This is a genomic window from Microbacterium sp. p3-SID336 (assembly GCF_025143365.1).
GTDB lineage: Bacteria > Actinomycetota > Actinomycetes > Actinomycetales > Microbacteriaceae > Microbacterium.
On the sequence record NZ_JALXPE010000045.1, the window covers coordinates 1 to 23371 of the forward strand.

General features: G+C 70.6%; 20 protein-coding genes. 13 read left to right on the plus strand and 7 right to left on the minus strand.

Annotated features, from left to right (window positions below; translation table 11 throughout):
- Positions 1–13: 13 nt before the first annotated feature.
- Positions 14–232 (minus strand): hypothetical protein, encoded by a 219-nt coding sequence (locus M3C17_RS13545; protein WP_136033021.1) that lies wholly within the window; start codon positions 230–232, stop codon positions 14–16.
- Between the two features lie 193 nt (positions 233–425).
- Between M3C17_RS13545 and M3C17_RS13550 the strand changes: the two genes are divergently transcribed.
- Positions 426–2537 carry a type IIA DNA topoisomerase subunit B gene (locus M3C17_RS13550; protein ID WP_396820230.1) on the plus strand — a complete coding sequence of 704 codons (2112 nt, stop codon included), beginning with the start codon at positions 426–428 and terminating at the stop codon, positions 2535–2537.
- Between the two features lie 64 nt (positions 2538–2601).
- Here M3C17_RS13550 and M3C17_RS13555 read toward each other — a convergent pair whose 3' ends face one another.
- Positions 2602–5043 (minus strand): DNA topoisomerase (ATP-hydrolyzing) subunit A, encoded by a 2442-nt coding sequence (locus M3C17_RS13555; RefSeq protein WP_259978364.1) that lies wholly within the window; start codon positions 5041–5043, stop codon positions 2602–2604.
- 44 nt (positions 5044–5087) lie between these two features.
- Here M3C17_RS13555 and M3C17_RS13560 point away from each other — a divergent pair, with 44 nt between their 5' ends.
- Positions 5088–6209 (plus strand): alkaline phosphatase family protein, encoded by a 1122-nt coding sequence (locus M3C17_RS13560; RefSeq protein ID WP_259978365.1) that lies wholly within the window; start codon positions 5088–5090, stop codon positions 6207–6209.
- A 21-nt stretch (positions 6210–6230) separates the two neighbouring features.
- Here the strand turns inward: M3C17_RS13560 and sepH are convergent, their stop codons facing one another.
- A complete protein-coding gene (gene sepH, locus M3C17_RS13565) occupies positions 6231–7277 on the minus strand; it encodes a septation protein SepH (protein WP_259978366.1) in 1047 nt (348 codons plus the stop codon).
- A 198-nt stretch (positions 7278–7475) separates the two neighbouring features.
- Between sepH and M3C17_RS13570 the strand changes: the two genes are divergently transcribed.
- Positions 7476–7769, plus strand: coding sequence for a DUF4193 domain-containing protein (locus M3C17_RS13570; RefSeq protein ID WP_025103572.1), 294 nt, complete (start codon positions 7476–7478; stop codon positions 7767–7769).
- 135 nt (positions 7770–7904) lie between these two features.
- On the opposite strand, the gene M3C17_RS13575 is transcribed toward M3C17_RS13570, so the two are convergent.
- Positions 7905–8369: a DUF3093 domain-containing protein gene (locus tag M3C17_RS13575; RefSeq protein ID WP_259978367.1), complete on the minus strand. Its 465-nt coding sequence runs from the start codon at positions 8367–8369 to the stop codon at positions 7905–7907.
- Between the two features lie 12 nt (positions 8370–8381).
- Between M3C17_RS13575 and dut the strand changes: the two genes are divergently transcribed.
- From dut to M3C17_RS13595, 4 genes are all read left to right on the plus strand, one after another.
- Positions 8382–8852 (plus strand): dUTP diphosphatase, encoded by a 471-nt coding sequence (dut, locus tag M3C17_RS13580; RefSeq protein WP_259978368.1) that lies wholly within the window; start codon positions 8382–8384, stop codon positions 8850–8852.
- A complete protein-coding gene (locus M3C17_RS13585) occupies positions 8849–9436 on the plus strand; it encodes a DUF3710 domain-containing protein (RefSeq protein ID WP_259978370.1) in 588 nt (195 codons plus the stop codon). The genes dut and M3C17_RS13585 overlap by 4 nt, the downstream gene beginning before the upstream one ends.
- On the plus strand, positions 9433–10167 hold the full coding sequence (locus M3C17_RS13590) for a DUF3159 domain-containing protein (RefSeq protein WP_259978371.1): 735 nt from the start codon (positions 9433–9435) through the stop codon (positions 10165–10167). The genes M3C17_RS13585 and M3C17_RS13590 overlap by 4 nt, the downstream gene beginning before the upstream one ends.
- Positions 10168–10275: 108 nt before the next feature.
- Positions 10276–13155, plus strand: coding sequence for an aconitate hydratase (locus M3C17_RS13595; protein ID WP_259978372.1), 2880 nt, complete (start codon positions 10276–10278; stop codon positions 13153–13155).
- 90 nt (positions 13156–13245) lie between these two features.
- On the opposite strand, the gene M3C17_RS13600 is transcribed toward M3C17_RS13595, so the two are convergent.
- The gene (locus M3C17_RS13600) at positions 13246–13800 is read right to left on the minus strand and encodes a PadR family transcriptional regulator (protein ID WP_259978373.1); all 555 of its coding nucleotides are present in this window, start codon (positions 13798–13800) and stop codon (positions 13246–13248) included.
- A gap of 73 nt (positions 13801–13873) precedes the next feature.
- Between M3C17_RS13600 and M3C17_RS13605 the strand changes: the two genes are divergently transcribed.
- From M3C17_RS13605 to dxs, 3 genes are all read left to right on the plus strand, one after another.
- Positions 13874–14524, plus strand: a complete 651-nt coding sequence (locus M3C17_RS13605; protein WP_259978374.1) for an NAD(P)-dependent oxidoreductase — start codon at positions 13874–13876, stop codon at positions 14522–14524.
- Entirely contained in the window at positions 14521–14928 is a 408-nt protein-coding gene (locus M3C17_RS13610) for a hypothetical protein (RefSeq protein WP_259978380.1), read from the plus strand. Before M3C17_RS13605 ends, M3C17_RS13610 begins: the two co-directional genes overlap by 4 nt.
- Before the next feature lie 162 nt (positions 14929–15090).
- Positions 15091–17031 (plus strand): 1-deoxy-D-xylulose-5-phosphate synthase, encoded by a 1941-nt coding sequence (dxs, locus tag M3C17_RS13615; protein WP_259978382.1) that lies wholly within the window; start codon positions 15091–15093, stop codon positions 17029–17031.
- Positions 17032–17137: 106 nt separating this feature from the next.
- Here dxs and M3C17_RS13620 read toward each other — a convergent pair whose 3' ends face one another.
- Both M3C17_RS13620 and M3C17_RS13625 read right to left on the minus strand, forming a co-directional pair.
- Positions 17138–18592: a glycerol-3-phosphate dehydrogenase/oxidase gene (locus M3C17_RS13620; RefSeq protein ID WP_259978384.1), complete on the minus strand. Its 1455-nt coding sequence runs from the start codon at positions 18590–18592 to the stop codon at positions 17138–17140.
- Positions 18589–19185 (minus strand): TetR/AcrR family transcriptional regulator, encoded by a 597-nt coding sequence (locus M3C17_RS13625; protein ID WP_259978386.1) that lies wholly within the window; start codon positions 19183–19185, stop codon positions 18589–18591. Before M3C17_RS13625 ends, M3C17_RS13620 begins: the two co-directional genes overlap by 4 nt.
- A 20-nt stretch (positions 19186–19205) precedes the next feature.
- Between M3C17_RS13625 and M3C17_RS13630 the strand changes: the two genes are divergently transcribed.
- Genes M3C17_RS13630 through M3C17_RS13640 form a run of 3 tightly spaced genes read left to right on the plus strand, consistent with a single transcriptional unit; the run spans position 19206 to position 23362 of the window.
- Complete coding sequence (locus M3C17_RS13630; protein WP_259978387.1) at positions 19206–20840, plus strand: FAD-binding oxidoreductase; 1635 nt, start codon at positions 19206–19208, stop codon at positions 20838–20840.
- Position 20841: 1 nt separating this feature from the next.
- Complete coding sequence (locus M3C17_RS13635) at positions 20842–21753, plus strand: diacylglycerol kinase family protein (RefSeq protein ID WP_259978393.1); 912 nt, start codon at positions 20842–20844, stop codon at positions 21751–21753.
- Complete coding sequence (locus tag M3C17_RS13640) at positions 21743–23362, plus strand: GMC family oxidoreductase (protein ID WP_259978395.1); 1620 nt, start codon at positions 21743–21745, stop codon at positions 23360–23362. The genes M3C17_RS13635 and M3C17_RS13640 overlap by 11 nt, the downstream gene beginning before the upstream one ends.
- The last annotated feature ends 9 nt before the right edge of the window (positions 23363–23371 follow it).

The window sequence follows — 23371 nt, forward strand, 5'->3', positions numbered from 1 at the left end:
GTCAGTCGTCCGATCAGACCGTCTCGACGAGGCGGGCGGTCTCGTCGTGCCAGCTGGTGGCGACGCTGCGGAGCTTCTCCTCGTACTTGCGCCCGTGGTGTGCGCAGAACAGCAGCTCGGAGCCGTTGACCTCGGCGGCGATGTAGGCCTGCGCGCCGCAGGAGTCGCAGCGGTCCATCGCGGTCAGTCGGAACTCGACAGCGGAGGTCTCACGTTCGGTCGTTGCATTCATCTCGGGGCCTCCTCGGGTGTCGGCGTCCTTGGTTGGTCGTGCTCAATACAACCACGGCGGGCCTGTGTGCATGCCGGGTTGCCCGCGTGTTTCGCTCAGCGCGTACGCCCCCGCGCGTGGCTTCGCCCCGAGTGTGTCGGCCCGGGGAGTGTCGGCGGGGCCGGTGTCCCCGGCGCGAATAGACTCGGAGATTGTGAATGCCGAGTACTCCGCCCATCATCTCCAGGTGCTCGAAGGCCTCGAGGCCGTCCGCAAGCGCCCCGGGATGTACATCGGCTCGAACGGATCGCCGGGCCTCATGCACTGCCTGTGGGAGATCATCGACAACTCCGTCGACGAAGCGGTGGCCGGCAACGGCACGCGCATCGACATCATCCTGCACGAGGACGGCAGCGTGGAGGTGCACGACCGCGGTCGCGGCATCCCGGTGGACGTCGAGCCCCGCACCGGGCTCACGGGTGTCGAGGTGGTCTACACGAAGCTGCACGCCGGGGGGAAGTTCGGCGGCGGCTCCTACGCCGCGTCCGGCGGCCTGCACGGAGTCGGCGCCTCGGTCGTGAACGCGCTGTCCGAGCGCCTGGACGTCGAGGTGGATCGCGGCGGCAAGACGTACGCCATGTCCTTCCACCGGGGCGAGCCCGGCGTCTTCCAGGATGCAGGGGAGAAGCGGCCGGACGCGCCGTTCACCCCGTTCGAGGAGAAGAGCGAGCTGCGGGTCATCGGCAAGGCGCCCCGCGGCGTCACCGGGACACGCGTGCGCTACTGGGCGGACCGGCAGATCTTCACCAAGGACGCCGCGTTCCAGCTGGCCGAGCTGGAGACCAGGGCGCGCCAGACCGCGTTCCTCGTGCCCGGTCTCGAGATCGTCGTCCGCGACGAGCGCGCCGCGAGTGCGGCGACCGCCGAGGACGGCACACCCACCGGTCCCGTCGAGACCTCCTATCTGTACGAGGGCGGCATCTCCGAGTTCGTCGACTATCTGGCGATCGACCCGCCCGTCACCGACACCTGGCGCATCCAGGGCGAGGGCACCTTCAAGGAGACCGTGCCGGTGCTGCAGCCGGACGGCCACATGGTCGCCACTGAGGTCGAGCGGGTGTGCGCCGTGGACATCGCATTGCGGTGGGGGACGGGCTACGACACACGGATCCGTTCCTTCGTGAACATCATCGCCACCCCGAAGGGCGGCACGCATCAGCAGGGCTTCGAGCAGGAGCTGCTCAAGGTCCTGCGTGCCCAGGTCGAGCAGAACGCCCGCCGGCTCAAGGTCGGCAACGACAAGCTGGAGAAGGACGACGTGCTGGCGGGGCTCACTGCCGTGCTCACCGTGAACGTGCCGGAACCGCAGTTCGAGGGCCAGACCAAGGAGGTCCTCGGCACTCCTGCCGTCCGGCAGATCGTGGCGCAGGTCATGCGCAAGGAGCTGCTGGAGCGCTTCACGTCGACCAGACGCGACGACAAGAGCCAGGCGACGCAGCTGCTCGACAAAATCGTGTCCGAGATGAAGGCCAGGGTTTCGGCGCGCGCGCACAAGGAGACCCAGCGACGCAAGAATGCACTCGAGTCGTCGACGCTTCCGACGAAGCTGGTCGACTGCCGCACGAACGACGTCGAACGCAGTGAGCTCTTCATCGTGGAGGGCGACTCCGCGCTCGGGACCGCGAAGAACGCGCGCAACAGCGAGTTCCAGGCCCTGCTGCCCATCCGCGGCAAGATCCTGAACGTGCAGAAGGCCTCGATCGGGGACATGCTGTCGAACGCGGAATGCGCCTCGATCATCCAGGTGATCGGCGCGGGTTCCGGCCGCACGTTCGACATCGAGGCCGCGCGCTACGGGAAGATCATCCTGATGAGCGACGCCGATGTCGACGGCGCCCACATCCGGACGCTGCTGCTGACGCTGTTCTTCCGCTACATGCGGCCGCTGATCGAGCACGGTCGAGTCTTCGCGGCTGTGCCGCCCCTGCACCGCATCATCGTGATCAATCCGGGCTCCAAGCCGAACGAGACGATCTACACCTACTCGGAGCAGGAGCTGCACGCGCTGCTCGCGAAGCTGCGGAAGGCCGGCCGGCGCTGGCACGAGCCGATCCAGCGGTACAAGGGTCTCGGCGAGATGGATGCCGAGCAGCTCGCGAACACGACGATGGACCGTTCCGGTCGACTGCTGCGCCGGGTGCGCATGGAGGATGCCGAGGCCGCGGGCCGGGTGTTCGAGCTGCTGATGGGCAACGAGGTCGCTCCGCGCCGCGAGTTCATCATCGACTCCGCAGACCGGCTGTCCCGCGAGTCCATCGACGCCTAGGCCGGCGCGGGAGGCGGCCGACGCCTCCGCCCGCGACGCCCCTCCGGCCCGCAGCCGGTGAGGCTCAGACGATCGTGCGACCGATGCTGCCGATCACACCATCGATCGGCTGTCCCGACGCGTCGCGACGTGCGAGCGTCTCGGGGAGCTTGCGCACCGCGCCCGTCGGGTCGACGGCCAGGGGCGGGTGGGGTCCGACCCACGCGACCGTCAGGCGGTCCTCGCCCTTCAGGAAGGCGTGGGCGCGCACACCACCGGTCGCGCGTCCCTTCGCCGGGTAGTCCGCGAAGGACGACACCTTGGCGCGGCCGGGATCGGTGCCGGGCAGGACGCTCTCCGCGCCGGAGACGGTCGCCACCACGGCCTCGGAGGCAGGATCGACCGCGCCGAAGAACAGCACCGTCGCGCCGCCGCCCAGCTTGACGCCCGCCATGCCGCCAGCGGCGGCCCCCTGCGGGCGTACGGCGGAGGCGGAGAACCGGAGCAGCTGCGCATCGGTGGTGACGAACACCAGCTCGGCGTCGTCAGGAGCTTCGGTCGCGCCGACGACGGCGTCTCCGGGCTTCAGGCCGATCACCTCGAGCTCGGGGCGCACCGGCAGGGCGGAGGGGACGATCCGCTTGACCGTGCCCTGCGCCGTGCCCAGCGCGATCGGGGTGTCGCTGTCGAAGCGCACGAAGCCGAGGATGCGCTCGCCCTTCGCCGTCACGCCCAGGTAGTCGCGCAGCGGTGTGCCGGCGGCGAGCTGCACGGAGGTGGCGGGAACGGACGGCAGATCGACGGGTGAGAACCGCACGACACGACCCGCGCTGGTCAGGGCGCCGAGCTCCGCGCGGACGGTCGTCTGCGCGGTCGCCAGGATCGCGTCGTGCTTGCTCCGCCGTGCGGGTGCCGAGAGCTCCTGGCCCTCACCGAGGTCGACGCGCACGGCGCGGCCCGTCGTGGACAGCACGAGGGTGGTCGGGGCATCCGCGATCTGCAGGTCGACGGCTCCCTTCGCGGCGCGCGGCTTCGGCGGGGCGGCGTTCATGAGCAGCGTCCGGCGGGGGGTCCCGTACGCCTCGGCGACGGCATCCAGCTCGTTCGCGACCGCGGTGCGCAGCAGCGCCGGGCTGGCGAGGAGCTCGCGCAGGCCCGCGATCTCGGCGAGCAGCGCGTCACGCTCGGTCTCCAGCTCGATGCGGGAGAACTTGGTGAGGCGACGCAGCCGCAGCTCGAGGATGTACTCGGCCTGCGGCTCGCTCAGGTCGAACACGGAGCGCAGACGCGTGCGTGCCTGCTCGGAGTCGTCGGATGAGCGGATGACCTGGATGACCTCGTCGATGTCGAGGATCGCGATCAGCAGGCCTTCCACCAGATGCAGGCGCTCTTCCCGCCGTGCGAGACGATAGCGGCTGCGCCGCGTGATGACGTCGATGCGGTGCCCGACGTAGACGCTCAGCATCTCCTTGAGCCCCAGCGTGCGCGGCTGCCCGTCCACGAGGGCGACGTTGTTGATGCTGAAGGAGTCCTCCAGCGGCGTCAGCCGGTAGAGCTGCTCCAGCACGGCGTTCGGGTCGAACCCGGTCTTGACGCCGATGGCCACGCGGAGACCGTGATTGCGGTCCGTGAGGTCGGTGACGTCGCTGATGCCTTGCAGCTTCTTCGCCTGCACCGCATCGCGGATCTTCTCGATCAGTCGTTCCGGTCCCACCATGTACGGCAGCTCAGAGACGATGATGCCCGTGCGCCGAGGACCGAGCGGCTCGATCGAGGTGCGTCCGCGCACCTTCAGAGCACCGCGCCCGGTGGTGTACGCGTCCTTCACCCCGTCGAGGCCCATCAGGATGCCCCCGGACGGGAAGTCGGGACCGGGAACGTACTCCATCAGCTCTTCGGTGGTGGCATCCGGATGCTCGAGCAGGTGGGTGGCGGCGGCGACGACCTCGATGAGGTTGTGCGGAGCCATGTTCGTGGCCATGCCGACCGCGATGCCGCTCGCGCCGTTGACGAGCAGGTTCGGGAAGGCAGCGGGCAGGACGGCCGGCTGCTGGAACTGACCGTCGTAGTTCGGGATGAAGTCGACGACGTCCTCATCGAGGTTCTCGGTCAGCGAGAGGGCCGCAGCCGCCAGGCGCGCCTCGGTGTACCGGGCCGCGGCGGGCCCGTCGTCGAGCGAGCCGAAGTTCCCGTGTCCGTCGACGAGCGGCACGCGGAGCGCCCATTCCTGGGCGAGACGAACCAGCGCGTCGTAGATCGCGGAGTCGCCGTGCGGGTGCAGCTTGCCCATGACCTCGCCCACCACGCGTGCGCTCTTCACATGTCCGCGGTCGGGACGCAGGCCCATCTCGGCCATCTGGAAGAGGATGCGCCGCTGCACGGGCTTGAGGCCGTCACGCGCGTCCGGCAGGGCGCGCGAGTAGATGACGGAGTACGCGTATTCGAGGAACGAGCCCTGCATCTCATGGGAGAGATCGATGTCCTGGATGCGTTCGTCGACAGGCTCGGACGGCGGGGTTTTCGGCATGGACTTCCTGGGGGCGTACGGGAGCCTGTGTCAGACTGGCTCGGATGTCCCTCATGCTACCGTCCGCGTCGCCGAGCGCCCGGAGCGTCGTCGGGGTGGCGGACGACCTGCACGCTGCGCTCCGGGGCGAATCCGCCGCGCTCCCGCGCGCCGCATCGGTGGTGCTCGTCGTCGTGGACGGACTCGGGGCGATCAGCCTCCGCGGACATGCCGGCCATGCCAGGGCCATGACCGCGGGCATGACGAAGCGCGATGTGGCGCACACCGTCTTCCCGACGACGACGGCCGCGGCGCTCACGAGCATCACCACGGGCGCGTGGCCGGGGCAGCACGGCCTGGTGGGCTACCGCGTCCTCGATGCCGAACGCGACGTGCTCGCGAACCAGCTCAGCGGCTGGGAGACGGACGGGCTGGATCCGCAGGAGTGGCAGCCGGTGCCGACCGTGTTCGAGCGCGCCGCCGCCGCCGGACACCAGCCCTTCGCCGTCGGTCTCTCCGCCTATGCCCGGAGCGGTTTCACCAGGGCCACGCTGCGCGGCGCCTCCTTCGTGCCCGCGGCGACGCCGGCGGACAGGGTCGAGGCGGCCTACGCGCTGGCGCACGAGCATCCCGGCGCTTTCGTGTACTGCTACCTGCCCGAAGTGGACAAGGCCGGGCACAGGTACGGCATCGCCTCCGCGGAGTGGGTCGCCGCCCTCGAGCGCATCGACGCCGCGCTGACGGTGCGCGTCCCCCCTGGAGTCGGCGTGCTGCTGACCTCCGACCACGGCATGGTCGACGTGCCGGCTCACCGGCAGGCCGTGCTGGAGGAGGCCCACCTGCAGGGTGTGCGCCACGTCGGCGGAGAGCCGCGGATGCTGCATCTGTATCTGGAGCCCGAGGCGAAGTCCGCGGTGGTCGCGGCACGCCTTCGCGCCGACCTGGAGGGCGTGGCGGATGTGCTCACCCGCGAGCAGGCCGTGCACTCCGGGCTGTTCGGGCCCGAGGTCACCTCGGCGGCGTTGGGCCGGATTGGGGACCTTCTCGTCGTGGCGTCCGGTGTCTGGGCGGTCTACGACGGCACAGCGGAGGACCAGCGCAGTCGCGGCATGGTCGGACAGCACGGAGCGCTCACACCGGAGGAGAGCCGGGTGCCGCTGCTCCGCCTCGGCGCGTTCGGCCGCTGATCACTCGGCTCAGCGGTCTTGTCACTCGTCGGTGCGCGCCCCGAACACGATCTCATCCCAGGACGGCATCGCGTTCCGGCGTCGGCGGCGGCCACCGCCATCGGCCGGCTCGCTGGTCGTGCGCTGCGGAGGGGCCGCGGGAGTCTCCGGCTCCTCCTCGGGCTCGTCGAACGCCTCGAACAGGGAGATCGGGTCCGGCTCGTCCTCGTGCTGATCCGCATCGTCGATCAGCGGCGAGGCCTCGCGCTGGCCGCGCCGGCGGCGAAGCGCCTCCAGGAGGTCGGCCGTCTCCGGGCTGGTGGAGGCGATCTCCGGGGCGCGGTTCGTCGCGGCGTCCTGGACGGCGGGAGCCGAGCGCTCGGGAGCAGCAGGCTCCTCGACGTCCGCGTCAGGTGCGGGGAGGAGCCGAGGGCCAAAGGCGCCGGAGTCGAAGCGGCTGTCGTCCTTGTATGGCGACGCCGTGCGCTCGGACTCGACGGCACGCAGACGCGGGATCAGTCCTTCCGGCAGGGAGCCCTGACGCGAGAGCTGCGTCGCGTCCGAGTTGAGCGGCGAGAGGGCGCTGCGTCGGGGGTCGAAGCTCCATCGCGCGTCGTGGTCGACGTCGTTCGCGGTGAATTCCAGTTTGACCACCCAGCCGGACTCCTCCTTCCAGCTCGCCCACCGCTCGGAGGTCGCCGCGATCTCCGCGAGCTTGGCTCGGACGGCCGTGCCGAAGGTCGGCTGCGCATCGGGCTCGACCTCGCTGCCGATGAGCACGGGCACGGCGAGGGCCTGGCCGACGATGTGCTCGCGCTCGGCGAGCACCGGCCCCTCGAAGCGGACGACGTCGTCCACGGCGACCCCGAGCAGTTCGGCGACCTCGGCGGCGGTGAGTCCGGCACGGATCTGCGCCTGGATGTCGCGCGGGCTCGCCGCGAGCTTCTGGGCGGCTGGTTCGGCCTGCCTCGTGGCGCGGCGGAGCTCTCTCTGCAGCACGTCGTCGATGGGCAGCGCGAACCGCTCGCCCGACTCTGTGGCGAGGACCAGGACTCCTGCCTCGGTGCCGACGATGGTGACGTTTTCCATGCGAATGCCCCTCTGATGGGTGTGCGTTCATGGTGTCACGCACCGGGGGTCGGAGCAGGGAATACCGCGGGCGTGCCGTCAGTTTGCTCTGTCGCGCGAGGGAGCATTTGCGAAATGACTTTCCGTCGTGCAAACTATGGCCGCCGATTACCCGACGGCGCACCGCCCACTCGCACCATGAAAGTGGAGATTCACCGCATGGCAACCGATTACGACGCTCCCCGAAAGAGTGAAGACGACTCCGAGTCGATCGAAGCCCTCAAGGAGCGTGTGCCGGACAAGCTGTCCGGCACGACGGGGGACGAGGACTCCGACAACCCCTCGAACTTCGACCTGCCGGGCGCGGATCTCTCCGACCTCGAGCTGGATGTCGTCGTGCTGCCCGCGCAGCAGGACGAGTTCACGTGCATGAGCTGCTTCCTCGTGAAGCACCGTTCGCAGCTCGACCACGAGGGACCCGACGGCCCCATCTGCAAGGAGTGCGCTGCCTGAGCAGACCTCCGAGCGACGCCTCACGCGCCCCCGACCGTTCCGGTCAGGGGCGCGCTGTCGTCTGCGGGTGATTCGGGATTCGGGTGACGCCGGATTCGCGGGGACGCTGGATTCGCGGGGACGCCGGATCCGCGGTCAGCGACGGGAGGCGCGGATCGCGGCGGCGAGGCGGTCGGGGGTGCGCGTCGAGACGGTCCAGGCGACGACCGGGTCGTCCTCGTCGATGTTCGGCACGACGATGACGCCGTCGATGCCGCCGCGGATCAGGTGCCACCCGCGGGCGGGGAGCTCCGGCCCCCTCGCCTGTCTGGCCTCTTCCCCCGTCAGCGCGAGCGGCTCCCCGAGGTAGCGCACGTCGATGTGGGCGCGGCCGGCCCTGAGCACTCCGTCCTCGACCGAGACCACCGGCGCGAGCGCGACGAAGGCCAGCACGAGGAGGGCGGAGACCGCCGCACCGAGGATCAGCGCGAAGGTCGAGCCGACCGGCACGAAGATGAGCGACACCATCGGCCCGGCGAGTGCCGCGGTGACCAGCAGCCAGAGGCTCGGTGCGAGTCGTTCGCGGTAGTGCGGGCGTGTGTCCGTTGCGGGGTTCTGCATTAGCCTCATGGGGTGACCGATTCCGTTGATGTCCCCATTATCGCCGCAGTGGTCCCCGGCTACGCGCACCCGGGAGACGCGGGCGCCGATCTGGTCGCCGCGGAGGCCGTGCGCCTGGAGCCCGGGGAGCGCGCCCTCGTGCCGACCGGTGTGCGCATCGCCCTTCCGGACGGATACGCCGCGTTCGTGGTGCCCCGGAGTGGCCTGGCGGCGAAGCACGGGATCTCGATCGTCAACGCTCCCGGCACGGTCGACGCGGGCTACCGGGGCGAGATCAAGGTGAGTCTGATCAACACGGACATCCGCAACGCGTACGATGTGGCCGTCGGCGACCGCATCGCCCAGCTCATCGTGATGCCTGTGACCCGCGCGCGCTTCCTTCCGGTCGACGAGCTTCCGGAGAGCGTGCGGGGCGACGGCGGATTCGGCTCGACCGGCTACCAGGCACAGGCCACTCAGAACGAAGCAGGACAGGCGAAATGACCGACAGCAACGCGACTCCTTCCAAGTCCGCGCCGGAGAACCGTGCGACCGAGGGGCCTTTCGACGACTCCGAGGCGAACCCGGTCCGGCCCTACATCGACCTCGGCGGCATCAAGATCCTTCCGCGGGAGGGGCTGAACCTGCGCCTCGAGGTCGAGGAGCAGTCCAAGCGGATCGTGGCAGTCGGCCTCGACTACGCGGAGTCCTCCCTGCAGGTGCAGCCGTTCGCCGCGCCCCGCTCCGGCGGCCTGTGGGATGAGACCCGCGTGCAGCTGCGCGATCAGGTGAAGGCGCAGGGCGGACGCGTCGAGGAGCGCGAGGGCCCGCTCGGCAAGGAGCTTCTCGCGGAGGTGCCTGCGACCGCCGCGGAGGGCTCGGGGCTGCGTCTCGCACGCTTCGTCGGCATCGACGGCCCGCGGTGGTTCCTCCGCGGCGTGATCGGCGGAGCGGCGGCGTCCGACCCCGAGGCCGCCGCGAAGGTGGAGGATCTGTTCCGCTCGATCGTCGTCGTGCGCGGCGGAGCGCCCATGCCCCCGCGCGATCTCATCCCGCTGAAGATGCCGGCGACGCCGGGCTCGGCGTGAGCACGCCCGCACCCGAGGAGCAGCGCCCGCAGAGCGCCTCCGACATCCTCGGTGCCGCGCTCGGAGGTGCGGCGCGCAAGGCGGGGCTCGACCCCGCAGAGAACGCGAGCACCCACAGGGTCGTGTGGTCGGCCATGGGCGGCTGGCGCGGGATCCTGGAGTCTGTCGTCCCGAGCCTCGCGTTCGTCGTGCTGTTCACCCTGCGGCCGGAGCCGCTGCTGCTTCCCCTCGGCGTGTCGGTCGGCCTCGCGGCGCTCTTCACCGTGATCCGGCTGGTGCAGAAGTCGCCGCCCTCCGCCGCTCTCGGCGGGCTGATCGCCGCGGTGGCCGCGGCGGGGCTCGCGCTGTGGACCGGGCGGGGCGAGGACAACTTCGTCCCCGGGCTGATCACGAACGCGGTCTACGGATCTGTCATCCTCGTCTCGGCGCTCATCGGCTGGTCCGTGATCGGGATCGCGGCGGGCTTCCTGATGGGGGAGGGGACCGCGTGGCGCGCGGACCGGCGCAAGCGACGCGCCTTCTTCTGGCTGGGCATCGCCTGGGCCGCGCTGTTCTTCGCGCGCCTGGCCGTGCAGTTCCCGCTCTATCTGGCGGGCGACGTGACCGCTCTCGGCACGCTCAAGCTCGTCATGGGGCTCCCGCTGTTCGCACCGCTGATCGCCGTCACCTGGCTGGTGGTGCGGGCGCTGTATCCCCGCGCGTCGCCGGAGGACGAGCCCGCCGCGGCGTGATAGATTTATCTCGACATCAAGATAAATCGCAGGCTTTCGTCTGCACGCCGCACGGAGCAGACTGGTTAGGTCCGCCTTCCTAGCAGCCGAGGCGCGCGGGCGAGCAAGATGGAGGCGCCTGTCGCTCCCATCCGAATAGAAGGAGACGGATTCGTGTCCACGGTGAACAGCTTCGGTGCCAAGAGCACCCTGACGGTCGGCAGCACCGACTACGAGATCTTCCGCATCGACACGGTGCCCGGTTTCGACAAGCTCCCCTTCAGTCTCAAGGTCCTCCTGGAGAACCTGCTTCGCACCGAGGACGGCGCGAACGTCACGAAGGCGCAGATCGAGGCGCTCGGGTCCTGGGACGCCAACGCGGAGCCCAACACCGAGATCCAGTTCACGCCTGCCCGCGTGGTCATGCAGGACTTCACCGGCGTGCCGTGCATCGTCGACCTCGCCACCATGCGCGAGGCCGTCACGGCGCTCGGCGGAGACCCGAACAAGATCAACCCGCTCTCGCCGGCCGAGATGGTCATCGACCACTCTGTCATCGCCGACCTGTTCGGCACCGAGAACGCCCTCGAGCGCAACGTCGAGATCGAGTACGAGCGCAACGGCGAGCGGTACCAGTTCCTGCGCTGGGGCCAGACCGCGTTCCAGGACTTCAAGGTCGTGCCCCCCGGCACCGGCATCGTCCACCAGGTGAACATCGAGCACCTCGCGAAGGTCATCTACGACCGCACCAACGGCGGCGTCCTCCAGGCCTACCCCGACACCTGCGTCGGCACCGACTCGCACACCACGATGGTCAACGGCCTGGGTGTGCTGGGCTGGGGCGTGGGCGGCATCGAGGCCGAGGCCGCGATGCTCGGCCAGCCCGTGTCGATGCTCATCCCGCGCGTCGTCGGCTTCAAGCTCTCGGGTGAGATTCCCGCCGGCGTCACCGCGACCGACGTGGTGCTCACCATCACCGACATGCTGCGCAAGCACGGTGTGGTCGGCAAGTTCGTCGAGTTCTACGGCGAGGGCGTCGCCTCGGTGCCGCTGGCGAACCGTGCCACGATCGGCAACATGTCGCCCGAGTTCGGCTCGACCGCCGCGATCTTCCCGATCGACGACGTCACCCTCGACTACCTGCGCCTCACCGGCCGCAGCGAAGAGGCCGTCGCGCTCGTCGAGGCGTACGCCAAGGAGCAGAAGCTCTGGCACGACGCCTCCCACGAGCCGGTCTTCAGCGAGTACATGGAGCTCGACCTCGGCACGGTCGTCCCGTCCATCGCCGGCCCGAAGCGCCCGCAGGACCGCATCCTCCTCTCCGAGGCGAAGACGCAGTTCGAGCAGGACATCCTGAACTACGCCACGGCCTCGACCAGCGACGACATCGTCGACCTCGAGTCCAAGCACTCCTTCCCGGCGTCCGACCCCGGTCAGGTGCCCGGCGAGGAGGAGCCGACCACCCGTCCCGTGCACATCAGCAGCGGTGCGCCGGCCAACGTGTCGAACCCCGTCCCGGTCACCACTCCCGAGGGCGAGAAGTACAGCCTCGACAATGGCGCCGTCACCCTCGCGGCCATCACGTCGTGCACCAACACGTCCAACCCGTCGGTCATGATCGCCGCCGGTCTCCTCGCTCGCAAGGCGCGGCAGAAGGGCCTCAAGCAGAAGCCGTGGGTGAAGACCACGCTCGGCCCGGGCTCGAAGGTGGTCACCGACTACTACGAGAAGTCGGGCCTGGACAAGGACCTCGAGGGCCTCGGCTTCTACACGGTCGGCTACGGCTGCACCATCTGCATCGGAAACTCCGGTCCGCTGATCGAAGAGGTCTCCGAGGCGATCAACTCGCACGACCTCGCCGTCACGGCCGTCCTCTCGGGCAACCGCAACTTCGAGGGCCGCATCAGCCCGGACGTGAAGATGAACTACCTGGCCAGCCCGCCGCTGGTCATCGCGTACGCCCTCGCCGGGTCGATGCACTTCGACTTCGAGACCGACGCCCTGGGTCAGGATGCCGACGGCAATGACGTCTTCCTCAAGGACATCTGGCCGTCGCCGGAGGAGGTCCAGGAGATCGTGGACTCGTCGATCTCGCGCGACCAGTTCATCAAGCAGTACGCCACCGTCTTCGACGGTGACGAGCGCTGGCGCAACCTGCCCACGCCGGACGACGACACGTTCCAGTGGGACGAGAACTCGACGTACGTGCGCAAGGCCCCGTACTTCGAGGGCATGACGATGGAGCTCACTCCGGTGAAGGACATCGAGGGTGCGCGCGTCATGGCGACGCTCGGCGACTCGGTCACCACCGACCACATCTCGCCGGCCGGCAACATCAAGCCGGGCACGCCCGCGGCCCAGTACCTCACGGAGCACGGCGTCGACCGCAAGGACTTCAACTCCTTCGGCTCGCGCCGTGGCAACCACGAGGTGATGATCCGCGGCACGTTCGCGAACATCCGCCTGAAGAACGTCATGGTCTCGGCCGTCAACGACGGTCAGGTCGTGGAGGGCGGCTACACCCGCGACTTCACCCAGCCGGGCGGCCCGCAGTCCTACATCTACGACGCGTGCATGAACTACGCCGAGCAGGGCACCCCGCTCGTCGTGTTCGGCGGCAAGGAGTACGGCTCCGGCTCGTCGCGCGACTGGGCGGCCAAGGGCACGAGCCTCCTGGGCGTCAAGGCCGTGATCACGGAGAGCTTCGAGCGCATCCACCGCTCCAACCTCATCGGCATGGGCGTCGTCCCGCTGCAGTTCCCCGCGGGGGAGAGCTGGGAGTCGCTGGGCCTCGACGGCACCGAGATCGTCTCGATCACGGGGCTCGAGGAGCTCAACAACGGCGTCACCCCGAAGACGGTCAAGGTCACCGCCACCCCGAGCGAGCACTCGCCCGAGGGCAAGCAGGTCGTGGAGTTCGACGCGGTCGTCCGCATCGACACCCCCGGCGAGGCGGACTACTACCGCAACGGCGGCATCCTGCAGTACGTGCTGCGCTCGCTGGTCTGAGCCTCAGACACCAGCGTCACACAGGAGCACCCCGTCCGGCCTCGGCCTGGCGGGGTGCTCCTGTGTGCGCGTCAGTCGTCGAGCGCGCGGCTACTCTTCGCGCATCGCGTATCCGCCCGCCCGGAGCGTCGTGAGGAGCTGCGCGATCCAGGCGACCTCGGCACTGGTCGCCTGATCCCAGAACCGGATCGCCTCCACATGATGGTCCCATGCAGCATCCGGGTCCAGCTCGTGCTCCCGCACCACGCGGTCGCGCTTCGCGCCGACGGACTCGAGGCGCTGCTCCAGGAGCTCGATGGCGCGGGGCCGCGTCAGCTTGGTGAGGAAGCCGATGCCCGCCACGGTCTCCTCGGGGGTGTTCTCGTCAGAGGACAGCATGGCCTCGAGGAGCTCGATGAACGCTCGACGTCCGTCAGCGGTCGGCCGGTACCGGGTGCGGGCGGGACCCTGCGGGAGAGCGACATCGTCGACCTGCTCGATCAGACCCTCGGAGTGCAGGCGTCGCAGTGCATGGTAGATCGATCCCTGAGCGACGTTGCCCCAGAGATCGACCCGCCAGGACTCCAAGTCCTTGCGGACCTGATATCCGTGCGCGGCTCCTCGATCGATCACCGCGCCGAGCACGAGCAGTCTGACTGCCGACATCCCACACCTCTTGATCGTCTCTCCGTATAGGCTGACTCTAGTACAACTTGACTAGATGAGAGGGCGGGACGCGATGCACATCGTCGTGGCGGGAGCATCCGGGCGGACTGGCCGCGAAGTCGTGAGGCATGCGGTCAGCCTGGGCATGCGGGTGGCCGCGATCGTGCGCCCCGGTACGGAGTTCGCCGCGCCGCCCGGTGTGTCCGTGCTGCGTGCGGATGTGCTCGCCGACCAGGTCGCGGAGCTCCCGGCCGACGCCGATGTGGTGATCTCCACGCTGGGCATGGGGTCCGACCTCGCCACGCCGGTGTGCGAGCCCGGCACGAGGAATCTGATCGCGGCGATGGAACGCGTCGGCATCACGCGGATGGTGGCGGTCTCGGCCGTGCCAGCGTATGCCGCCGGTCTGGGCGAACCGTGGTGGTTCCGCATCATCCGGACGCTGGTGCGTCGGCGCATGCCCGCCGTGTACGACGACATCGAAGCCATGGAGCGCCTGCTCCAGGCGAGCCGGGCAACGTGTCGATGGACCATCGTCCGGCCGGGCTACCTCACCGACGGCCCGGCAACCGAGTACCGCCTGCTCGCCGAACGCAACGCCACCACCAGCGTCCACCGTGTCGATCTCGCGCACGCGTTGCTGGACCTCGCCGGCGACGATCGCACTGTCGGCCGTGCGTACGGCCTGCGGCGCGGCCGGACCCGAAAGGCGGTGGCTGCATGAGCGTGATGCTGCTCCGCGTCGGGTTCATGGCGGACGGGATCTGGAAGGCCCTCGTCGGCATCTCGATGCTGGTGTTCTTCCCGTTCCTCGTCGATGAGCTGCGTGCCCCGGGCCTGCTCCTGGCGCTCACATCGATCGCCGTGCTGGCCAGCGCGATCGCCGAGCTCGCCTACGCGGCGAGGAGCGGTGCGCGTTCCCATGTGAAGCACCTCATCGCCTACGACTCCGCATGGGTCCTGGTGTCGGTCGCCGCCCTGACGGTGGCCGCATCGAACGCTGACCTCGCCTGGATCCTGTGGCTCGGCTACCAGGTCGTCGCGGCGCCCGTCGTCGCACTCGTGTTCGGCGCCGGAGCGCGGAAGGGCGGGCGATCTGCCTCGGCCTCTCCTCCTCGTCGGAGATGATGGCGACCGCCGGCAGGCGAGGGCTGCGAGGCCCGAGACGCGAATCCCTCGCCGTGTCAAGGGGTGCGCGCCCAGGGGATACTCACGGGTCCGAGAGGTAGGATCGGTGAGTCGTCCGCACCCGTGCCGGACGCGTCCGCTGAAGCCTGTGAGGAGGCGCAGATGCCCATTCTTCCGAGCATCTCTGGACCCCGCGACCTGGACGGGCTCTCGCCCGAGGAGCTGGAAGAACTCGCCGCGGAGATCCGTGCCTTCCTCGTGGAGAACGTCTCGCGGACCGGCGGTCACCTGGGTCCGAACCTCGGCGTCGTCGAACTCACGATCGCTCTGCACCGGGTGTTCTCCTCGCCGGACGACCCGTTCATCTTCGACACCGGCCACCAGTCCTATGTGCACAAGCTGCTGACGGGGCGTCAGGACTTCTCCGACCTGCGCGTGCGCGGCGGCCTGGCCGGGTATCCGCAGCGGCGCGAGAGCCCGCACGATGTGGTGGAGTCCTCTCACGCCTCGAGCTCGCTGAGCTGGGCCGACGGGGTCTCGCGGGCCCTGACGGCGACGGGCCGCTCGGACCGACATGTGGTCGCGGTGGTCGGCGACGGCGCCCTCACCGGCGGCATGACGTGGGAGGCGCTGAACAACATCTCGGACGACAACGACCGCAACCTGGTCATCGTCGTGAACGACAACGGGCGCTCCTACGCGCCGACGATCGGCGGCATGTCGCGGTACCTCAACCGCGTCCGGACGGCCGCCGCCTACAAGGACCTGCACCAGCGGTCGGACCGGCTGTTCCGCGCCTTCGGCCCGGTGGGTCGTGCCGTCTTCCGCGGCGTGCGGGGCGGCACGCACGGCTTCCTCTCCCGCTTCACGAACAACGAGGCGCTCTACTCCAACCTCGACATCAAGTACCTCGGTCCAGTCGACGGGCACGATCTGCCCGCGCTGCTGGAGACTCTCGAGCTCGCCAAGTCCTACGGCGCGCCGGTGATCGTCCACGCGATCACCGAGAAGGGTCGTGGCTACCAGCCGGCGCGCGACGACGACGCCGACCAGTTCCATGCGGTCGGCCGTATCGACCCGGCGACCGGGGAGACGCTGTCGTCGGGCGGTCGCGGCTGGACAGACGTCTTCTCCGATGCCCTGGTGCGCGTGGGGGAGTGGCGTTCGGACGTCATCGCCATCACGGCCGCCATGCTGCGCCCCACCGGACTCGCGCCCTTCGCGGAGCGCTTCCCGGATCGGGTGTACGACGTCGGCATCGCTGAGCAGCATGCCGTGGCGTCGGCGGCGGGGCTCGCGTACGGCGGGCTGCATCCGGTCGTCGCCGTCTACGCGACGTTCATGGGCCGCGCGTTCGACCAGGTGCTGATGGACGTGGCGCTGCACCGTGCCGGCGTCACCTTCGTGCTCGACCGCGCCGGCGTGACCGGGCCCGACGGTCCCAGCCATCACGGCATGTGGGATCTGGCGATGCTGCAGATCGTGCCGCATATCCGTATCGCCGCTCCACGCGACGGCGTGCGTCTCACCGAGGCGCTGGAGGAGGCTGTCGCCGTGGAGGACGCTCCCACCGTGATCCGATTCCCGAAGGGCGAGGTGTCCGCCGACCTGCCCGCCATCGAGCGGCTCGCCGACGGTGTGGACGTGCTCGCCCGCGGCGAGAGCGAAGACGTGCTGATCGTGGCGATCGGTCCCTTCGCAGCGCTGGCCCTCGACGTTGCAGATCGGCTCCGGGCGCAGGGGATCGGGGCCACGGTCCTCGATCCGCGCTGGGCGATCCCCGTACAGTCCTCGGTCGTGGAGCACGCCGCCCGCCACCGCCTCGTGATCACCCTCGAGGACGGCATTCGCGTCGGCGGCATCGGCACGCGCGTGCGTCAGGTGCTGCGTGAGGCGGGTATCGACACGGCCGTCGACGAGCTGGGGCTGCCGGACGAGTTCCTCGACCATGCCTCGCGCGAGCAGATCCTCGCGGACGCTGGGCTCACGGCGCCGAAGATCGCGCAGGACGTCGTCTCCCAGGTCCTCGGCACGCGCATCCCGAAGGCGCGCCACGCCGGAGAGACCGGAGCGATCGACCTGCCTCTGCACGAGCGGCGCTGATCCGGCCCTCCGCTGCGCGCGGCAGCATCGAGGGCCGGAGCGGGCGGCGCACGGCTGAGACGGACCGCGAGCAGGCGACCACCCCGGGCCGCGGCTCGCGGTGAGGTCAGCGCAGGAGGTCCAGGGTCTCGGCCACGACCGTCTCGACCAGCGGGAGCGCCTCGTCACGCTCGGCGTCGACCAGGCCGATGCGGGTGCGACGGTCGAGCACGTCGTCGGCGGTGAGGGCGCCCTCGGCGCGGACCGCGAACTCGATCTCGGCACGCGACGGGCGCTGAGACGACTGATCTGCCATGCGCTCCCAGCGCGACGGCTGGTCGTCCACGAGCATGAGCGACGCGGTCGTGCTGGGGGGTGCGTCGATGCGCCGCGTCCGCAGCGCCAGATCGACGGCATCCTCCGCCATCCGTCGGTAGGTGGTGAGCTTTCCGCCGAGCACCGACACGAACCCGGCAGAGGCGACGCGCACCAGGTGGCGCCGTGAGACATCCGCGGAGGACGACGCCCCGTTGTCCACCAGGGGCCGCAGACCCGCGAACGCGCCGCGCACCTGCGTGCGGTCGAGCGGGGCCGCGAGCAGCCGGTTCACGGTCGCCAGCAGAAACGCGATCTCGGCCTCGGTGGGCGCCGGCACACGAGGGATCGCGCCGGGGGCGTCCTCGTCGGTCAGCCCCACGATCACCCGCTCTCCGGCATGAGGGAGCACGAAGACATACTGGCTGATCGAGCCCTCCAGGGGTACCGTCAGCGCCGCTCGGGGGCGACCGAGGTCCGCCGCGTCGAGCACGACATGGGTCCCGCGGCTCGGGCGCACGCGGATGCCGTCGTCCAGTGTTCCCGCCCACACCCCGGTCGCGTTCACCACGCTGCGGGCGCGGAGGTCGAACCGCCCGCCGCCGAGCGTGTCGACGACGGTGGCGCCGTCCGCGCGCAGAGCCTCCGCGCGCACGCGCGTGAGGATCCGAGCACCGTGGGCCGCGGCCGTGCGGGCGACGGCCACGACGAGAGCCGCGTCGTCGACGAGCTGTCCGTCGTGACCGAGCACCCCGCCGCGCAGGCCGCGGGGCGTGAGCGCCGGGAAGAGCGCCCTGGCCTGACGAGGCCCGAGCAGCCGGGGTGGCGGCAGCACACGGCGAGGAGTGCGTGCCTGGAGGCGCAGCACGTCGCCCATCGCCATGCCCGCGGTACCGGCGCTGCGCTGTCGCGCGGAGACACCGGGGGCGAAGGGAAGCAACTGGGGAAGCGGCCGGATCAGGTGCGGGGCGATCGTCGTCATCAGCAGGTGCCGTTCGCGCGCGCTCTCGACGGCCGTGGCGACGTCGCCCGTGGCGAGATAGCGCAGCCCCCCGTGGACAAGCTTCGAGCTGAAGCGGCTGGTGCCCCACGCGAGGTCCTCCGCCTCCACGAGCGTGACTCGAAGCCCGCGGGCGGCGGCGTCGAGCGCTACGCCGACGCCGGTGATGCCCCCGCCGACCACCAGCACGTCGCAGGTCTCGTCCACCGCCGCTGCGAGGTCACGGCTTCGGCGGGCGGCGTTCAGCGCGGCGGCGGGATCGGTCATGGCCGCAGGTGTCCGTCCAGGGCGCTGCGGAGTTCGCGTTCCCACGCGCGCTCGTCGATGAGTTCCGCGACCGTGCCGTGCGACAGGACGGCGGACTGGGCGATGAGCAGCAGCATGACAGCGATCTCCCCGGGCGTCCCCGCGCGCACCGACCCGTCGGCCTGGGCCTCCGCGATGGCGTCGGCGAGCCAGGCGAGGATCAGCCGCTGGCTGGATCCGACGCGCTGCAGGGTGTACCGCGTGAAGGCCTCCGGCTCCTCCTCGAGCAGCCGACCGTACACGCCGTCCGTGCGGAAGAGCGCCGTGAAGCGCAGCACATCGTCGACGAGCGAGGCCCTGGTGTGCGTCCGCACGGGGAGTTGCGAGATGAGCAGGGCGACGCGGCGCAGCAGGGCGGCCCTGACCACGTCGTCCGCGTCGCTCCAGCTGCGGTAGATCGTGGGCCGGCTGAGGCCGGAGCGTCGCGCGAGTGCCGCGATGGTCACGCCGGTGACGCCGCCGCGCACCAGCAGTTCGTCGGTCGCATCGAGCACCCGGGTCTGCGTCGCGTCCCACGTCGGTATCGGCGGCGCCGCAAGTTGACGTTCTTCCATGATGTGTCACACTGTAACGCATGGAGCAGCAGAGCGGCAGAGACGCCGAGCACGAGGGGATGCGCTGGAACGGATGGGGCGATCCCGCGAAGGCGAAGGACCTGCCGCTCGCCGTGCGGGGACTGCTTCCCCTGATGCTGGGCAGGATCCGTCGTCCCGCCGCGCCGCCGAGCCTGGCCGATGTCGTGCTCGCACCCTCGGCGTTCAGCGCGGAGGACGCCGGGGCGTTCGGCGCGATCGTCGGCCGTGACGCGGTCGACACCAGCGATCCCGCGCGCATCCGCCATGCCGGGGGACGCTCCACACCGGATCTGCTGCGCCGCCGACAGCCGGCGCAGCAGGGCCCGGATGCGATCGTCCGACCGGGCGACCACGAACAGGTTCGGGCCTGCCTGGCGCTGGCGGCGGAGCGCGACATCGCTGTGATCCCGTTCGGAGGCGGTACCAGCGTCGTCGGCGCGCTCGACCCCGAGCGCGGCGCCCACCGCGCGGTCGTCAGCCTCGACCTGTGCCGCCTCTCGGGTCTGCGGCACGTCGACGCCGTCAGCGGCGAGGCCGTGCTCGGCGCCGGCACGACAGGGCCGGAGGCGGAACGGCTGCTCGCCGCGCACGGGCTCGAACTGGGCCACTACCCGCAGAGCTTCCGCTACGCCACGATCGGCGGTTTCGCCGCTGCACGGTCCTCCGGTCAGAACTCCGCGGGCAACGGGCGGTTCGACACCATGGTCACCGGCATCAGGGTGGCGACTCCCACCGGGGACCTCGAGCTCGGGCGCTCGCCCGGATCGGCCGCGGGCCCCGACCTCATCCGGGTGTTCCTGGGCTCCGAGGGCATCTTCGGCGTCATTACCGAGGTCCGCGTCCGCGTGCATCCGCTGCCGACCTCACGGGTGTTCGAGTCGTGGTCCTTCCCGGACTTCGCGCGCGGGGCCGACGCGTTGCGGCGGGTCGCGCAGCAGGGCGGTGGGCCGACCGTGATCCGGCTGTCGGACGAGGCGGAGACCGCCGTGAGCCTGGCGCAGGTCGGCCGCATCGGGAAGGCGCTCGCGAAGGGCGCGAGCGTGGTGACCGTCTACGAGGGCGACCGCATCGCCGAACGGCGGGAGCGCACCGCCGAGTTGCTCACGGCGGCCGGCGGCACCACGACCGGAGCAGGGGATGCGCAGGAGTGGGCGTCAGGACGCTTCGACGGCCCGTATCTGCGCGACGCGCTGCTGGACGCGGGGGTGTTCTGCGAGACGCTGGAGACGGCGACGACCTGGTCGAACCTGCTCGAGCTCAAGCGCGGCGTCGAGGATGCGCTGCGTGACGGCTTCGCGGACGCGGGGGCGCGCAGCACGGTGATGTGCCACGTCTCGCACATCTACCCCACGGGCGGCTCGCTGTACTTCACGGTGCTCGCCGGGATCCGCGATGATCCGCTCGCGGTGTGGCAGACCGTGAAGGCGCGGGTGAACGACGCGATTCTCGCTCACGGTGGCACCATCAGCCATCACCACGCCGTCGGTCGGGACCACGCCCCGTGGCTCGCCCAGGAGATCGGGGACACGGGAGTGCGGATCCTGCGGGCGATCAAGCGCGAGCTGGACCCCCGCGGGATCATGAACCCCGGAGCCGTGATCGCGGACGACACCGGCACGGCGGGGGAGCGCTGACATGGGGCACATCGCCCTGCTGTCGAACCCGCAGGCGGGAAAGGGTCGGGGCCGTCGTATGACGGACGAGGCCGTGGCACATCTGCGCGGACGGGGGGCGACCGTGCGCGTCTACTCCGGGGTCTCGGCGACGGAGACCAGGCGACTCGCGGTGCGCGCGCTCGACGAGCAGCCGGACGTGCTCGTCGTCGTCGGTGGCGACGGCACGCTCGCGGGCATCCTCGAGGTGCTGTGCGCCGCGGGGACGCCTCTCACGCTCGTGGCTGCCGGCACGGGCAACGACCTGGCGCGGGCGCTCCACCTCCCGCGCGGCGATGCCGCGGCCGCCGCCGAGCTCGCGCTGACCGGAATGCCCAGGGCGATCGACGTGGGCGAGGTGCGCACACGGGAACGGCGGTCCCTGTTCCTCACAGTGGTGGCACTGGGCTTCGACGCGCGCGTGAGCGACCGCACGAACCGGCTCCGCTGGCCGGCGGGCGCCCTGCGCTACTACCTTGCGCTGCTGATCGAGCTGGTCCGGCTGCGTCCGCTCGACTACACGGTCGCCGTGGACGGCGCGGCGCCGACCGCAGCACCGGGCACCCTCGTGGCGGTCGGCAACACGGCGAGCTACGGGGGCGGGATGCCCGTGTGCCCGGGGGCTGCTCCGGACGACGGGCGACTGGATGTCGTCCGCGTGGCGCCGCTGGGCCGCGTCCGGCTGCTGGCGCTCTTCCCGCTGCTCCTCCGTGGCAGGCACCTGTCGCGGCCCGAGGTGACGCACGCACGCGCGCAGACCGTCACGGTCGCGGCGCCCGGGCTCGTGATCTATGCGGACGGGGAGCGGTTGGGCGAAGCATCCTGCACGGTCTCCGTGCGTCCCGGGGCGCTGACCGTGATGACGCCGAGCGAGAGGACGCAGGATGTTCGATGAGGACGTGGTGGTGGTGGGCTCGGGGTTCGGCGGTTCGGTCGCAGCCCTGCGCCTGAGCGAGAAGGGGTACCGGGTCCGTGTGTACGAGGCGGGACGCCGATTCGCCGATGAGGACTTCGCCCGCACGAGCTGGAACCTGCGCCGTTATCTCTGGGCCCCGGCGGTCGGCTGCTTCGGCATCCAGCGCATCCACCGTCTCCCACACGTGATGATCCTCGCCGGAGCAGGGGTGGGCGGCGGATCGCTCAACTACGCCAACACCCTGTACGAGCCGGGGACGGCGTTCTTCACCGACCCGCAGTGGGCGTCGATCCGCGACTGGCGGACGGCACTCGCCCCGCACTACGCGACGGCGAAGCGCATGCTCGGTGTGGTCGACCGCTACCCGCACCGCGGGCCTGTCGAGCGCGTCATGGAGGGCGCAGCACACGACCTCGGCGTCGCCGACACCTTCCGACTGGCCCCGGTCGGCGTGTGGTTCGGGCAGCCCGGTCAGCGCGTAGCCGATCCCTACTTCGGCGGCGAGGGGCCGGAGCGCACGGGGTGCACGCTCTGCGGCAACTGCATGGTGGGCTGCCGCGTTGGCGCGAAGAACACCCTCGTCAAGAACTACCTCGCGTTGGCGGAGCGTCGTGGCGCCGCGATCGAGCCGCTGCGCACCGTGACAGAGGTGCGCGAGCTCCCGGGTGGCGGGTACGCCGTCACGACCGTGCGCAGCGGCGCCTGGCTGCGGCGTGCGCGGCGCACCGTCACCGCGGAACAGGTGGTGCTCGCCGCCGGCACCTGGGGGACGCAGCAGCTGCTGCACCGCATGAAGCGCAGCGGTGCGCTGCCGCGGGTGTCGGATGCACTCGGGCGTCTCACCCGCACGAACTCCGAGGCCCTGGACGGCGCCGTGGCCGTGCGCGTGCCGGAGTCGCTGCAGCTCGCGCGGGGGGTGGCGATCACGACCTCCTTCCACGTGGACGAGCGGACGCACGTGGAGAACGTGCGCTACGGCCCCGGTTCGAACCTGATGGGGGCGCTGGCGACGGCGCTGGTCCCCGGCGAGCGGCGGTTGCCCGCTCGTCTCGCGTCGCTCGTGGGGCAGGCCGTGCGGGCACCGCTGCGCACCCTGCGGCTCGGCTCGCTGCGGCGCTGGAGCGAACGGGGCATCATCGCGCTCGTGATGCAGACCGCCGACAACTCGCTCACTCTGTCGCTGCGGCGGCGGTTCGGACGGCTCGTGCTCACGAGCGCCCAGGGCCACGGCGCCCCGAACCCGAGTCATCTGCCGCAGGCCCACCGTGCCGCACGGGCGATCGCGGCGCGCATGCAGCACGACGGCGGGGTGCCGGCGGAGCCGCGGGGGTCGTGGCCCGAGGTCTTCGGCATCCCGCTGACCGCCCACTTCCTCGGCGGCGCCGTCATCGCGGGCACCCCGGAGCACGGCGTGATCGACGAGTACCACCGGGTCTGGGGTCACCCGGGCGTGCACGTGGTGGACGGTGCTGCCGTCCCCGCGAACCCCGGCGTCAACCCGTCCCTCACGATCACCGCTCTCGCGGAGCGCGCGCTGTCCCACTGGCCGCGCAAGGGAGAGAGCGACCTCCGCCCCACCCCGTCATGACGAAGGGGG

Coding starts and splice junctions, on each gene's coding strand:
- M3C17_RS13605 (WP_259978374.1), top strand. CDS start 13,874: ATGCACATCGTCGTGGCGGGAGCATCCGGGCGGACTGGCCGCGAAGTC.
- M3C17_RS13545 (WP_136033021.1), bottom strand. CDS start 232: ATGAATGCAACGACCGAACGTGAGACCTCCGCTGTCGAGTTCCGACTG.
- M3C17_RS13600 (WP_259978373.1), bottom strand. CDS start 13,800: ATGTCGGCAGTCAGACTGCTCGTGCTCGGCGCGGTGATCGATCGAGGA.
- M3C17_RS13630 (WP_259978387.1), top strand. CDS start 19,206: ATGGAGCAGCAGAGCGGCAGAGACGCCGAGCACGAGGGGATGCGCTGG.
- M3C17_RS13635 (WP_259978393.1), top strand. CDS start 20,842: ATGGGGCACATCGCCCTGCTGTCGAACCCGCAGGCGGGAAAGGGTCGG.
- M3C17_RS13625 (WP_259978386.1), bottom strand. CDS start 19,185: ATGGAAGAACGTCAACTTGCGGCGCCGCCGATACCGACGTGGGACGCG.
- M3C17_RS13560 (WP_259978365.1), top strand. CDS start 5,088: ATGTCCCTCATGCTACCGTCCGCGTCGCCGAGCGCCCGGAGCGTCGTC.
- M3C17_RS13575 (WP_259978367.1), bottom strand. CDS start 8,369: ATGCAGAACCCCGCAACGGACACACGCCCGCACTACCGCGAACGACTC.
- M3C17_RS13555 (WP_259978364.1), bottom strand. CDS start 5,043: ATGCCGAAAACCCCGCCGTCCGAGCCTGTCGACGAACGCATCCAGGAC.
- dxs (WP_259978382.1), top strand. CDS start 15,091: ATGCCCATTCTTCCGAGCATCTCTGGACCCCGCGACCTGGACGGGCTC.
- sepH (WP_259978366.1), bottom strand. CDS start 7,277: ATGGAAAACGTCACCATCGTCGGCACCGAGGCAGGAGTCCTGGTCCTC.
- M3C17_RS13620 (WP_259978384.1), bottom strand. CDS start 18,592: ATGACCGATCCCGCCGCCGCGCTGAACGCCGCCCGCCGAAGCCGTGAC.
- M3C17_RS13610 (WP_259978380.1), top strand. CDS start 14,521: ATGAGCGTGATGCTGCTCCGCGTCGGGTTCATGGCGGACGGGATCTGG.
- M3C17_RS13570 (WP_025103572.1), top strand. CDS start 7,476: ATGGCAACCGATTACGACGCTCCCCGAAAGAGTGAAGACGACTCCGAG.
- M3C17_RS13640 (WP_259978395.1), top strand. CDS start 21,743: ATGTTCGATGAGGACGTGGTGGTGGTGGGCTCGGGGTTCGGCGGTTCG.
- M3C17_RS13595 (WP_259978372.1), top strand. CDS start 10,276: ATGGAGGCGCCTGTCGCTCCCATCCGAATAGAAGGAGACGGATTCGTG.
- M3C17_RS13585 (WP_259978370.1), top strand. CDS start 8,849: ATGACCGACAGCAACGCGACTCCTTCCAAGTCCGCGCCGGAGAACCGT.